The following is a 12,955-nucleotide window of genomic DNA, read 5'->3' on the forward strand; positions in this document are numbered from 1 at the left end:
TGGTTCAAGCACTGATGCCTCCACTCTTGGTATCAGCGTCACGGCGGTTGACGATCCTCCGGAAATTATTCTCTCTGGTGATGAGTTAACTGTTTATGAGCGTAATCTGGATGAGGGTACAGATCCTGATCCCTTAGGGCTGACTTGCTCGGGCACCTTTACCCCTAGTGCGCCTGATGGCTTTGTTTCACTCCTTGTCAATGGCGAGCCAGCTATAGCTATCGACGAGAATGGCGACATTGTCGAATCTGGTCCGTTTAATTCCTCTTCTGGGCAGTTAACTATTGTCGGCTATGACAAGATTAGCGGCGTTGTTGACTATCTTTATTCTCTCGACAAAAGCTCCGGCCATCCTGATGACGGCATAGATAGCCTCATTGATTCTTTCGAGCTCACGCTTGAAGACGCGTCGGGTAATACCGCTACTGAGTCTTCGGAGATCACTGTAGTCGATGATATTCCTCTTGATAGCGGTGGTAATATTGAGGTGAGCTCCGGAAATCGCAACGGTGCTCTTGATCCAGCCATCATTTATGACTGGGAGCCTGGTGCGGATCGTGATCCCATTGCCTCGCTGGAAAGCCTGAAGCTGACTGTGGATGGAGTGTTCTTGGATCTGGTGCGTGTGCAGGGCGCCGAGAATCGTTGGATGGCTGATGCTGGGGATGTCGATTGCTTTCTCGAGCTTTCCAGTGACTTGCTGAATGATGGCCGGCTCACGTTTGCCCTTTATCAGGTTGCAACTGGGGCCCCGGTTAATGATTCCAGTCGTGTTGATGTAGCCACGATCAAGCTCGATGCTGATGGCGAGGACTCCGTTGAGATCAAGGCGCGTGCATTTGATTTCACCAAGTTGGATACAGTTAGCGATGAAACCACGCCAGGTGCTCCAGTTGGCTCTATTTATTTGCCTGCTGGTGACTCCGCCGATGTGCTTGTTACGGCTCTGATTGGAGAAGACCCTGCCGGTGTGAACACGTCAGGGCAGGGCTGGGGTGTCAAATCCTCTACTGGTGGTGGTAATCCGGCCCAGACCGTGGATTCTGGTGAATCCATCATGATCCGCTTTTATCAGAATAATTCTCTTGGTGGTGAATCTCTTCCAGGTGAAGACAAGCTTGGCGGTGTCCAGGATTTCCGCTTTGTGCCTTCGGGTTTTACCGGCGGTATGCAAACGGCAAGCCTGTTTGTCACCGTTGTTGTCGTGAATGAATCGGGAGAATCGCAAACCTGCGATTTCGCGCTTTCCGATTTGCTCGAGGATATCCCTGTCGTGCTTTCTGACTATTTGGATCAGATTGACTTCGGATTCGCCGATGGTTATTTGATCCAGTCAGTCGTGATACTAAACGATGCTTCTTCTGGTGGCCTTCGGATTGATCAGCCTGCTTATCCCGAATATTTGGGCGATGTTCCGCCAGCTCTTGAAGCCTCCTTCACGTTGTCTATTGCCGATCGCGATGGTGATTTCGTGTCCACTGATTTTCAGCTAAGTGTTGCCGGTGAGGTGGGGGATGATCTCGATGTCGTTGTTATTCCGGATTCTTCAGCTCAGGTTCCAGAGGGATCTGTTGCCATCGCGCCCATCGTGGTCGATCTTGATGGTGACGGCTTCGGCTTCCTCTCTCGTGAAGCCGGTGTTCAATTTGATTACACCGGCTCGGGAGAATGTCAGGCCACTGCCTGGGCTGGCGCTGCAGTTGGTCTCTTGGCCTATGACCTCAATCAAGACGGGGCGATCACCCTTTCTAGGGAGTTTGTGTTCACCCAATGGGCGCCACAGGCTTCGACTGATCTTGAAGCGCTTGCGCTTGCCTTTGACTCCAACGGAGATGGCTTGTTGAGCTCGCTTGATTCCGAGTGGGGTAAGTTCGGTCTCTGGTCGGATGCCAACAGCAATGGAATCAGTGATCAAGGGGAGTTTCTTTCTCTTGACGATCTGGGGATTGCCAGTATCAGCCTTGGCTATCAGGTAGGCAGCTCCTCAGTCGTTGGGGCCGATGGTGATGTGATCGTTGCAGGCACATCCCTTGTCACCTGGGATGACGGCAGGGTGACCCAGGCTGCTGACGCCAGCTTTATGGCCGATGCTCCAGTTATGTCGGATGGACCTTCCCAGAAGGATCCCTTGACTGGTATCCCCGAGGATTGCTCTGTTCCCATGGTCAACCCAGATGGGTGGGGGTTCTCACTCCCAGGCCTTCTTGGTGACTGCGATTCCTCACCGGTTTCGCTTCAGGATATGTTGTCCAGTCTCCCCTTCGATGCTGATTGGCTGGCCATCCTCGGTGATCAGTGGTGTCTGGGTTCGTGTGACGCAACCGGCCTGATGGTTAAAGCTCCTCCGGAGCTTCTATCGATGACGTGTTTCACCTCTGGTGATGGTAGTCGGGTGATTCACGACGAGATGTCGCTCATCCCATGAGCGCTTAATTCGCTTGACAACAGTGGGTTGCGGAAACCGCTCGTCTACGTGGCGAGCGGTTTTTTATGCGCTCAGTGCGTCACTGCTTCAACCCTTTGTTTCATGCCGAGGTCATTTGCCTGGGCCTGGGCGGCCTCGATCAGTCCGCGGAACAGGGGGTGGGGCCGGCCGGGGCGCGAGAGGAATTCGGGGTGGTACTGGCAGGCCGTGAAGAAGGGATGGTTCTTCAGCTCGATCAGTTCCACCAGGCGGCCGTCGGGGGAGGTGCCGCTGATCTCGTAGCCCGATTCCAGGAACAGGTTGCGGTAGGCGTTGTTGAACTCGTAGCGGTGGCGGTGGCGCTCGTACACCACCTCATCGCCGTAGAGCTCGTGGGCCATGGTGCCGGGGGTCAGGCGGCATGGATACACGCCCAGGCGCATCGTGCCGCCTAGGTCGACCACGTCCTGCTGCTCGGGCAGCAGGTGGATCACAGGGTGGGCCGTCTCGGCATCGAGTTCGGCACTGGTGGCGCCTGTGAGGCCCGCCTGGTTGCGGGCCCACTCGATCACGGCGCACTGCATGCCCAGGCAGAGGCCCAGGAAGGGCACCCGCTGTTCGCGCGCCCAGCGGATCGCGGTCACCTTGCCGTCGACGCCGCGGTTGCCGAAGCCACCCGGCACCACCACCGCATCCATGCCGCGCAGCAATACATCGGCACCCTGCTCTTCGATCTGTTCGGCGCAGATCCAGTGCAAATCCAGGCCGGCCCCCAGGTCGGTGCAGGCGTGGCGCAGAGCCTCCACCACCGAGAGGTAGGCGTCGTTGAGCTGCACGTATTTGCCCACCAGCGCCACCTTCACCGAGGGGCCGGGGTTGCGCAGCTTGGCCACCATCTCCGCCCAGCGGGCCATGTCGCTGTCGTGGTCGGCCAGGCCGAGCAGATCGAGCACTTCGCGGCAGAGGCCCTCCTGCTCGAGGGTGATGGGCACGGCGTAGATGCTGTCGGCATCGAGGGCCGGGATCACAGCGCGGCGGGGCACGCCGCAGAACCCGCCGATCTTGCCCTTGAGGTCTTCGCTGATGGGCCGGTCGCTGCGGCACACCAACACATCGGGCTGGATGCCGATCGAGCGCAGCTCCTTCACGGAGTGCTGGGTGGGCTTGGTTTTCAGTTCGCCTGAGGTGCCGATGTAGGGCAGCAGGGTTACGTGCACGTAGGCCAGGTCGTTGCGGCCTACGTCGCCACGGAATTCGCGGATCGCTTCGAGGAAGGGCAGCGACTCGATGTCGCCCACGGTGCCGCCGATCTCTGTGATCACCACATCGGCGCCGGAGTTGGCGGCCACCCGATGGATGCGTTCGCGGATCTCGCCGGTGATGTGGGGGATCACCTGCACGGTGCCGCCGTTGTAGTCGCCGCGGCGCTCCTTGTTGATCACCGACTGGTAGATCGAGCCGGTGGTCACGCTGTTGAGGCGCGACATGGCGGTGTCGGTGAAGCGTTCGTAGTGGCCCAGGTCGAGGTCGGTCTCGGCGCCGTCTTCGGTGACGAATACCTCACCGTGCTGGAACGGGCTCATCGTGCCCGGGTCCACATTCAGATACGGATCCAGCTTGAGGATCGAAACGCTGTAGCCCCGGCTCTTGAGCAGGCGCCCCAGGCTGGCGGCCACGATCCCCTTGCCGATGCTCGATACCACGCCACCGGTCACGAAGACGAATTTGGCCATGGCATCCGTAGCGACCCTTCAATTTACCGGCCGGCTCGGGGCGCCTCCAGGCCGCTAGCTCGAGGGTTGGTCGTTGTCGAGGCTGCGCATGTAGTCCTGCACGCGGCAGCGGCGTTGAGGTTGGCGCAGCTTGAGCAGGGCGCGCGATTCGATCTGGCGCACCCGCTCCCGCGACAGGTGCAGGTCTTCGCCGATCTGGGAGAGGGTCTGGGGGGTGTCGTCTTCCAGGCCATAGCGCAGCCGGATCACGGCGGCTTCCCGGGCGGTGAGCTCCTCCAGGAGCGACTCGAGGTCATCGTGCAGGGACTCGCGGGTGAGCTCCTGCTCCGGGGTGGCGTGGCTGTCTTCGAGCAGATCGCCGAGTTGGGTGTCCTGGTCGCGGCCCACCCGCGTATCGAGTGACACCGAGCGCGGCACCCGCATCAGGGTGAGCCGCACCACCTCCTCGCTGAGGCCCAGCTCGCGGGCCAGGTCGCTCACCGAAGCCAGGCGGCCATGTTCGGTGGCGATCTGGCGCTGCGCCTTTTTGATGCGGTTGAGCTTCTCGGTCACATGCACCGGCAGCCGGATCGTGCGGCTCTGGGTGGCGATGGCGCGGGTGATGCCCTGGCGAATCCACCAATAGGCGTAGGTGCTGAAGCGGAAGCCGCGGGTGGGGTCGTATTTCTCCACGGCCCGCTCCAGGCCGAGGGTGCCCTCCTGCACCAGATCGAGCAGCTCCATGCCCCGCTGTTTGTATTTCTTGGCTACGGCCACCACCAGGCGGAGGTTGGCTTGGATCATGCGGTCGCGGGCGCGGCGGCCGTGATGCAGCGCTTGCTTCAGCTCGGCCACGCTGAGGTTGCTGTGCTCGGCCCAGGCCTGTTGCTTCTGGCGGATCTGTTCCCGTAGCTCGCTCACCGTGCACCGCTGCTGTTCAGCCCACTGCTGCACGGCTGGCCAGTGGCCCAGCTGCGACGCCAGGCGCTGTTGGTCGTCTTCCAGATTGATCAGCTCTTGCAGCGCTGGATGCGTTGCCGCAAGGCGCCGCCGCTCCCGCAGCAGCCGTTCCCGCCGCTGCACCTGGCGCGCCAGGGTGAGTTCCTCCTCATGGCTGAGCAGATCCACCCGGCCGATGTCCTGCAGGTAGAGGCGCACCAGATCCGTGCTGCCGCGCCGGCTGCCGGTTGAGGGCTTGGGGCTGGGAGGGCCCTTAGACACAGGCTTCGCCCGCAACAGCACCCTCACGATCGAGTCTCAATTGAGATCGACCCTCAAATCACGCGTTTCTGTTCGGGATTGCCGGCGAGGAGCTCAGCCTTCGGCCTCCTCCTCCACCCAGGTGCTGGCCACGTGCAGCTCCTCGAGCTGCTTGGTGGCCACACCGCCAGGGGCGCCGGTCATCAGGCAGCGGGCTTGTTGGGTCTTGGGGAAGGCGATGGTGTCGCGGATGGATTCCTCACCGGCCAGCAGCATCACCATGCGATCGAGACCAAAGGCCAGGCCGCCGTGGGGCGGGGCGCCCATGTCGAGCGCTTCCATCAGGAAGCCGAACTGCTGATTGGCTTCCTCCAGGGGGAGGCCAACGGTTTGGAGCACCTGGCGCTGCAGGGCGGAATCGTGGATGCGCAGGGAGCCGCCGCCCAGCTCCAGGCCGTTGAGCACCAGGTCGTAGGCCTGGGCGCGGGCGCCCGGCAGGGTGTCGGCCCAGGCGGCCGGGTCGTTGCCCAGGTCGCCTGCGTTGGGGGCGCAGAAGGGGTGGTGCAGCGCCTCATAGCGGTTCTCGTCTTCGTTGAACTCGAACATCGGGAAATCCACCACCCAGAGGAAGTTCCAGCTGTCGTTCTCGCTGTCGGGCTTCACCATGTCCAGCTCGCGGGCCAGGTACTGGCGCACCCGATCGAGGGCCTTGTTCACCGTGGCGGTGTCGCCGGCGCCAAACAGGATCAAGGTGCCGGGCTCGGCGCCGGTGCGCTGCAGCAGCTCGGCCTTCTTCTCGTCTGTGAGGTTGTCTTTGATGGCGCCGATCGTGTCGATCTCGCCGCCCTCGCGCACGCGGATGAAGGCCAGGCCACCGGCACCAGCTTTCTGGGCCTCGCTGAACACATCACCGCCGGGCTTGATGCGCACGTTGCTCACCGCATCGTTGCCGCCGGGCACGGCGATGCACTTCACCGAACCGCCGGCGGCCACGGCGCCGCTGAACACCTTGAAGCCCATGTCAGCCACCAGGTCGCTCACGTTGGTGAGCTCCATGCCGTAGCGGGTGTCGGGGCGGTCGGTGCCGTAGCGCTCCATGGCGTCATGCCAGGTGAGGCGCGGGAAGGGGCGGGGCAGCTCCACGCCCTTCACGGTTTTCCAGATGGAAGCGATCAGGGATTCGTTGAGCTCGAGGATCTGCTCCTGGTCCATGAAGCTCATCTCCATGTCCAGCTGGGTGAATTCCGGCTGGCGATCGGCGCGCAGGTCTTCGTCGCGGAAGCAGCGGGCCACCTGGTAGTAGCGCTCGATGCCGCCCACCATCAGCAGCTGCTTGAACAGCTGGGGGGATTGGGGCAGGGCGAACCATTCACCGCCGCAGACGCGGGACGGCACCAGGTAGTCGCGGGCGCCCTCGGGGGTGGAGCGGGTGAGCACCGGGGTCTCCACCTCGATGAAGCCCTGGTCTTCGAGGAAGCGGCGCGCCGCCTGGATGGTTTGGGCCCGCAGGCGCAGATTGCTGTTCATGCGCTCGCGGCGCAGGTCGAGGTAGCGGTGGCGCAGCCGCAGCTCTTCGCGGGTGTTCTCCTCGTCGTGCACCGACACGGCGAAGGGCAGGTTGCCCTTCACGCTGTTGAGCACCGTGATGGCGCTGGCCAGCACTTCCACCCGGCCCGTGGCCAGCTTCTCGTTGATGGCATCGGCGGGGCGCTCGCGCACCTTGCCCTCAACCTGGATCACCGTTTCGTTGCGCAGGTGCTCCGCCACGGCGAACATCTCGGCGCCGTTGTCGGGGTCCACGGTGATCTGCACCGTGCCGCTGCGGTCGCGCAGGTCGATGAAGATCACACCGCCGTGATCACGGCTGCGGTCCACCCAGCCGCACAGTTGCACGGCCTGGCCGGTGGCATCGGGGCGCAGGTCGCCGCATCCGTGGCTGCGCATGCTGAGGAGGGAAACGCAATCGGCGATTGTCCCATTAGGGCGCCTGGATCAGTGGCCGCGCCGCAGCTAAAGGGGTCCAGGGTTCTGTACAGCTTGTACGGGATCTTGGATCGTGTCCGGGCCGATTGATTAGCCCCGATAGAACGGTCGCTTCACCACCTGGGCGGGTTCGGCTTTGCCGCGGATCTCCACTGACAGCTGGCTGCCGAGCTTGGCGGCAGCGGTATCCACCAGCGCCAGCGCAATGCCGGCCTCAAGGCTGGGGGACCAGCCGCCGCTGGTGACCGTGCCGATCGGAGTGCTTCCCGCGTCGGCGCCGCGCGCCAGTACCGGATAGCCGTGGCGGGGGATGGCACGGCCCTGCAGCTGAAGGCCCACCAGGCGTCGCTCTACGCCGGCACTCGTCTGCTGCTCCAGCACCTCACGCCCCACAAAGGGCTTGGGCATCTCCAGATGCACCAGCCAGCCCAGGCCCACTTCCAGCGGTGAGGTGGAGCTATCCATATCGCTTCCATACAGATGCATGGCTGCTTCCAGGCGCAGCGTGTCGCGGGCACCAAGGCCGCAGGGCTGGAGGCCGCGTTCCTGGCAGAGGTTCCAGAAGCTCAGCCCGGCTTCACGCCCCAGCAGTAACTCGAAACCGTCTTCCCCGGTGTAGCCGGTGCGGGCCACGAAGGCCTCGCCGATGCCCGGCAGGATGAGGTTGCGATGGCCGAAGCGGGGCAGGCCGGCCAGGGAGGTGCCGCTGATGGCCTCCAGTTGGGCTGCGGCTTCCGGCCCCTGCAGGGCCAGCAGCACCCCATCGCCTTTGTGGTCGGCCACGCGGATCCCCGCGGGCTCCAGCTGGCTGCGAATCCAGGCGGTGTCGGCCTCGGCGCAGGCGGCATTGATCACCAGCAGCAGCTCGTGGGCCTGGGTGGTTTCATCCCAGCCACGGTCGTAGACGATCAGGTCATCGCGGATGCCGCCCTGCTCGTTGAGCAGCACCGTGTAGCAGGCCTCCCCCGGGCCAATCCGAAACAGATCGGTCGGCACGAGGCCCTGCAGCACGTCTTTGGCGCCGGGACCGCTGAGGCGCAGCACCCCCATGTGGGAGATGTCGAACAGGCCGCAGCGCTCCCGCACGGCTTTGTGTTCTTGAAGGAGGCCGGCGTACTGCACCGCCATCTCCCAGCCCGCAAAGGGCACCATGCGCCCGCCGGTGCTGCGTGCAGCCTCAAAGAGTGGCGTGCGACGCAGGGGTTCAGCGTGGAGCGAAGGGGCCCCCATGGCGGCTTGGCATCGATCTGGATCCTATGGAGCGCGAATCGAGGCGGTGTGATCCACCGCTGGGCTTCAACAGTCCGAAGAGAACCCGGAGGTTCGGTTTCTGCACTGGCCACAGCCTCTGGAGCTGCCTACGTTGAGCCCCCTTGCAGGCCCCCATGGGCAACCGCCCCTGCTGCCGCAGCTGTCGCCACTGCACGCTGTCCAGCGGCGCGGAAATGGGCTGGTGTCAGCTGCGCAAGCTGCCGATTGATCAGGAGCTTGCGGCAGAGCTGTGGTGCCATCACTGGACGGCGCGTCCACCGCGGTTGCCGGTGATGGGCGACAGCCCGGCGGAGCTGCTGCCTCAGCACGGAGAGCGGCAGCTGGCCCTCGCGGACGTGCTGGAAAGCTGAAGAGAAAGGGAAGATTCGGGTCTTGGTGGTGGTGAATGTGTTCCAGCACGCCAATGCACTTGTTGGGCGGTGCCAAGCTGGATCCACACGGCTTCATGGGGACATCGTTGATGGCTGTTGCCGCCGTTGCCAGTCCGATCGAATTGATGGCCACCCAGGTGGACAGCGAGACGGTGTCGTTTGCGACGGGCGCGGTGATCTTCAGCCGCGGTCAGGCGGCGGATGCCATCTACGGCGTGCGCCGCGGCATCGTTGAGGTGATCAACTCTCAAGGCGACAAGCTCTGCTATCGCCCCGGCGAGCTGTTCAGCTACGAAGACATCGTCTGGAACGAGGACGTGCGCCACAACGATGCGGTGGCTCGCACGCCTGTTGAGCTGGTACGGCTCGATCGGCTGCGCTTTCTCAACCTGCTGCACAACCACCCCACCATGGCGATCCTGTTGATCGGCCAGCAGCACGAACGCCTGCGGGAGCAGCGTTCCAGCGGCACCTGCGCCTACTGAATCGCGCCCTGCGCTCAGCGATCCAGCAGGAACAGCAGGCTCCGAACCACTTTTGAGGCGAGCACGCTGCTCACGCCGGTGGGATCGAGCATCGGTGCCAGCTCCACCACATCGGCAGCCACCAGATTGTGGTGGCGCAGCTCATCCACAAGGGCAGCGAAATCGCTCCAGAGGAATCCCCCGGGTTCGGGGGTGCCGGTGCCGGCCATCACGGCCGGGTCGAACCAGTCGAGGTCCACGGTGAGATAGAGCGGCTTGCCGCGCAGGGGCTTGAGCGCCTCGGCCATCCGTTCGATCGCCACCAGCCGGCCCGTCTGCCGCAGTTCGGAGAATTCCTCGCGGGTGCCGCTGCGGATCGCGATCTGCAGCAGCTGTTGGCTCGGCAGCACCTCCAGGCAGCGGCGCATCGCGCAGGCATGGCTGTGGTGCGCGCCGAGCCATTCATGGCGGAGATCGGCGTGGGCATCGAGCTGCACCAGCACCAGATCCGGGTGCTTCTCGGCGACAGCCGCCACGGCACCAGAGCTGATCGAGTGTTCCCCGCCGAGCATCAAGGGTTTGAGCCCCAGGGCCAGCACGGTTTCGGTGGCCTGCTTCACGGCCGCCACCACCGGTTCCGGTGCTCCAAAGGGAATGTCCACGGCGCCGAGGTCGGCGATGGCGAGCTCCTCCAGGTCGCGATCGAGCTGGGGGCAGTAGCTCTCCAGCCCCGGGCTCACCTCCCGGATCGCGGCCGGGCCGAAGCGGGTGCCCGGTCGAAAGGAGGTGGTGCCGTCGTAGGGCACACCAAAGACGCCAACACGGCAACCGGCGGGATCGCGCTGGCTGCCCATGTAGATGGCGCCGTCGGTATCGAAGAGAGAGAGGTCGGACATGGCTTCAGGCGCGGAGGGCGCGTTCGATGGCGGCGGGGATGGCGTCGAAGGCGCCGCGCTGCCAGCGGGGGCTCCAGATCTCGCAGCCCTCGGCCACGGCGGCGGCACGGGTGGGGTCAGGCTGCAGATAGCGGGGGGCATCGGTGGCGGCGAAGGTCCAGCTCCACCAACCGCTTGGATACATCGGCACCCAGCCATACATCGGATCGGCGTGGCCGAACACCTCGCGGATCACCTTCACCGTGTCGATGTGCACCTGGCGGAAGGCCTCGGGTGATTCGCTCTGGGTGGCGAACACGCCGCCGGGTTTGAGGATGCGCCGGCACTGCTCGAAGAAGGCGCGGTTGAACAGGCCCTCAGCCGGGCCGGCCGGATCGGAGCCATCCACGATCACCACGTCATAGCTTGCATCTGGAGCGTTCGCGGCCCATGCGATGCCATCGCCCACGGTGAGGTGGAAGCGCGGATCACTCCAGCAGCCAGCGCCGATGCTCGGCAGGTGCTTTTGGCTCCACTCCACCACCAGCCCGTCGATCTCCACCATGTCGAGGTGCTGCACGCCGGCGTGGCGTAGGCACTCCCGGGCGGTGCCGCCATCGCCGCCGCCGATCACCAGCACCCGCTCCACCTGTGCCGCACCGCAGAGGGCCGGATGCACGATCGATTCGTGGTATTGCCGCTCCTGGCGCTCCGCGGTCATCCAGCAGCCATCGAGCAGCAGACCCTTGCCGTAGCGCTCGCTCTCGATGATCGTGACCCGCTGGAAGGGCGACTGCTCCTCCGCGATGACGCGGCCGGCCAGGCCGTAGCGCACGCCATCAAAGACTTCATCTACCCAGCCGGAGGTGGGGGCGGGTGCGCTGCTCACAGGCCTGGGCTGATCGATCCTTCCAGCTAAGCCTCCCACCCGCCGGTTAGGGCTGCGTTAGGGAAGCCCACGCTGTAGAAGGCCACGCCATCGTTACGCCAACCCTGTTCGAGCCAGTGGCGCCGCTCCTGCCGGGAGGCCGTGGTGGCGTGCTGGCCATCGGGCGAGACCAGCTGCCACACCGGATCAAGGCCCCGCAGGGGCTCTCCATACGCCGTGAACACGCTGCCTTGATTGCGGTAGCCGGCCTGTTCCAGCCGGCTGATCTGGCGTGGATTAGCGGTGTACACCGAGTCGTTGCGCTGGCTGTTGCGCAGCTCCACCACATCGGTTGTGTAACTGTCGTTGGGGTTGGCCGCAAAGGGCACGTCCACCAACGTCCAGTCGCCGGAGCTCACCCAGCGGCTGGCCTGGCTGGAGCTGCTGGTCAGGCGCCATTCGCCGGTGATCGGATCCCGCAGGCGAAAGGCCACCGCCAGGTCGTCGGCGTTGTCGTAGCTGGCCAGGCTCTGATCGGCCCAGCTCACCGTGGCGGGGTCCTTCAGGGCGAACTCCACAGCGAGGGTCTGCCCCGGGGAAGGCTGGGTGTAGCGATAGGCGGGCAGGGGCGCGGTGCCGGGGCCGCCGGGGTTGTAGATGGGGCTGTGGGTGCCCAGGCGTGGATCGGGCAGCACCACGCTCTCCAGGGCCCGGATCGCCTTGGGGCTGGAGGCCTTGATGATGATGTCGAACTGGTTGTCGTGGTCTTCCGCATAGGTGTAATCCGGATCGGCGGAAAGCCCGTTGCCCAGATCGGCGATGCCCTTCACCTTGAGGGTGCCGCCCTTCACCTTCACGGAGCTGCCGGCTTGTTCGATGGTGATCGCCTCGCCAGCAGGGCCTTGGGCAGTGAGCTGGAAGAAACGCGCGAACTCCTGGGGCAGAAAGCCGCTCACGCCATCGGGTGAGAAGCCGCCGGAGGTGAACAGCCGCAGCCGGTAGAGCTTGTCGCTGGTGCCGTAGTACTCCACCCCATGGTTCGCCACCGAGTTGGGGAAGGCCGGTGCGGGGTAATCCCCGGCCAACGACAGCCGGCTGAGCTTGGCGCCCACCAGGGTGGGGCCGTTGAAGGGGTCGTAGGGGTTGTTGCTGGTCTGGCTGAGGCCGGTGCCATCCACGAGACCCTTGGGGGTGATCAGCTGAACAGGGGTGCCATTACCGTTCACCACCTCGAAGCGCACTGGATGCACGGCGTTGGGGTCGCCAGTTGGCAGGCGGTTGGCGAAGTAGCCAAAGGCCACCACGGTCTGGCGCTCGTTCAAGTCGAGGTTGGGGTTCTGGGCCACGTAGAGGGGCGTGACCACCTCACCGGTGTTCAGGTGGATGCGGAAGTTCTCGGGCAGCACCGTGCTCGGCAGCAGCGGGTGGCTGAATTCGATCGGCATCGCATCCATGAAGGTCTGCGTGGCCGTGCTGTTGCTGAAACCAGCAATCTGCACGCCTGCCGGCGAAACGCCTGAGGTGATGTTGCGCAGTGGTGCGGCGGGATCCAGGCCCAGTAGCTCCTGCACCACCCCCGCGCCTGCTGTTTCCGCCAGGCCGATCTGGTTTTCACTCAGCAGGCCAGGGATTCCGGTGATGCCCTCGAAGCCCAGTCCCGCCGCCAGGATCCGTGGTGTGCTGTTGGCGCCGCCATAGATGTCGGCTCGGATCACGATGTTGCGATGGAGCTGGTCGTAGCTCGAGCCCTGGCCCATGACGATCGCTGCAGTGATTGCACTGCAGGCATGCTTGTGGCTGGGCTTG

10 protein-coding genes are annotated in these 12,955 nt (G+C 64.1%); 3 read left to right on the forward strand and 7 right to left on the reverse strand.

What is annotated here, in order from left to right; translation table 11 throughout:
- Positions 1–2,425, forward strand: a 2,425-nt coding sequence (locus tag H9532_RS08445) for a hypothetical protein (protein WP_296367333.1), incomplete at its 5' end; no start/stop codon positions are given.
- Between the two features lie 71 nt (positions 2,426–2,496).
- Here H9532_RS08445 and H9532_RS08450 read toward each other — a convergent pair.
- From H9532_RS08450 to gcvT, 4 genes are all read right to left on the reverse strand, one after another.
- Positions 2,497–4,137, reverse strand: coding sequence for a CTP synthase (locus tag H9532_RS08450; protein WP_296367335.1), 1,641 nt, complete (start codon positions 4,135–4,137; stop codon positions 2,497–2,499).
- Positions 4,138–4,191: 54 nt separating this feature from the next.
- Entirely contained in the window at positions 4,192–5,337 is a 1,146-nt protein-coding gene (locus H9532_RS08455; protein WP_296367337.1) for an RNA polymerase sigma factor, RpoD/SigA family, read from the reverse strand.
- A 93-nt stretch (positions 5,338–5,430) separates the two neighbouring features.
- On the reverse strand, positions 5,431–7,260 hold the full coding sequence (gene aspS, locus H9532_RS08460) for an aspartate--tRNA ligase (protein ID WP_296367339.1): 1,830 nt from the start codon (positions 7,258–7,260) through the stop codon (positions 5,431–5,433).
- A gap of 129 nt (positions 7,261–7,389) precedes the next feature.
- Positions 7,390–8,529: a glycine cleavage system aminomethyltransferase GcvT gene (gcvT, locus tag H9532_RS08465; protein WP_296367341.1), complete on the reverse strand. Its 1,140-nt coding sequence runs from the start codon at positions 8,527–8,529 to the stop codon at positions 7,390–7,392.
- Positions 8,530–8,684: 155 nt separating this feature from the next.
- Between gcvT and H9532_RS08470 the strand changes: the two genes are divergently transcribed.
- Both H9532_RS08470 and H9532_RS08475 read left to right on the forward strand, forming a co-directional pair.
- Positions 8,685–8,921 (forward strand): hypothetical protein, encoded by a 237-nt coding sequence (locus H9532_RS08470; RefSeq protein WP_296367343.1) that lies wholly within the window; start codon positions 8,685–8,687, stop codon positions 8,919–8,921.
- 110 nt (positions 8,922–9,031) lie between these two features.
- Positions 9,032–9,427, forward strand: a complete 396-nt coding sequence (locus tag H9532_RS08475; RefSeq protein ID WP_296367345.1) for a cyclic nucleotide-binding domain-containing protein — start codon at positions 9,032–9,034, stop codon at positions 9,425–9,427.
- A 14-nt stretch (positions 9,428–9,441) separates the two neighbouring features.
- Here H9532_RS08475 and speB read toward each other — a convergent pair whose 3' ends face one another.
- The 3 genes from speB to H9532_RS08490 are packed head-to-tail and all read right to left on the reverse strand — an operon-like array spanning position 9,442 to position 12,906.
- Complete coding sequence (speB, locus tag H9532_RS08480; RefSeq protein WP_296367346.1) at positions 9,442–10,302, reverse strand: agmatinase; 861 nt, start codon at positions 10,300–10,302, stop codon at positions 9,442–9,444.
- Positions 10,303–10,306: 4 nt separating this feature from the next.
- Positions 10,307–11,170, reverse strand: a complete 864-nt coding sequence (gene speE / locus H9532_RS08485; protein ID WP_296367348.1) for a polyamine aminopropyltransferase — start codon at positions 11,168–11,170, stop codon at positions 10,307–10,309.
- Between the two features lie 26 nt (positions 11,171–11,196).
- On the reverse strand, positions 11,197–12,906 hold the full coding sequence (locus H9532_RS08490; protein WP_296367350.1) for a hypothetical protein: 1,710 nt from the start codon (positions 12,904–12,906) through the stop codon (positions 11,197–11,199).
- Between the last annotated feature and the right edge of the window lie 49 nt (positions 12,907–12,955).

It is taken from the genome of Vulcanococcus sp. Clear-D1 (assembly GCF_014654725.1).
Taxonomy (GTDB): Bacteria; Cyanobacteriota; Cyanobacteriia; order PCC-6307; family Cyanobiaceae; genus Vulcanococcus.

Excerpts from the sequence above, each read along its gene's own strand:
- H9532_RS08450 (WP_296367335.1), bottom strand. The coding sequence starts at position 4,137 with ATGGCCAAATTCGTCTTCGTGACCGGTGGCGTGGTATCGAGCATCGGC.
- aspS (WP_296367339.1), bottom strand. The coding sequence starts at position 7,260 with ATGCGCAGCCACGGATGCGGCGACCTGCGCCCCGATGCCACCGGCCAG.
- gcvT (WP_296367341.1), bottom strand. The coding sequence starts at position 8,529 with ATGGGGGCCCCTTCGCTCCACGCTGAACCCCTGCGTCGCACGCCACTC.
- H9532_RS08470 (WP_296367343.1), top strand. The coding sequence starts at position 8,685 with ATGGGCAACCGCCCCTGCTGCCGCAGCTGTCGCCACTGCACGCTGTCC.
- H9532_RS08475 (WP_296367345.1), top strand. The coding sequence starts at position 9,032 with ATGGCTGTTGCCGCCGTTGCCAGTCCGATCGAATTGATGGCCACCCAG.
- speB (WP_296367346.1), bottom strand. The coding sequence starts at position 10,302 with ATGTCCGACCTCTCTCTCTTCGATACCGACGGCGCCATCTACATGGGC.
- H9532_RS08490 (WP_296367350.1), bottom strand. The coding sequence starts at position 12,906 with ATGGGCCAGGGCTCGAGCTACGACCAGCTCCATCGCAACATCGTGATC.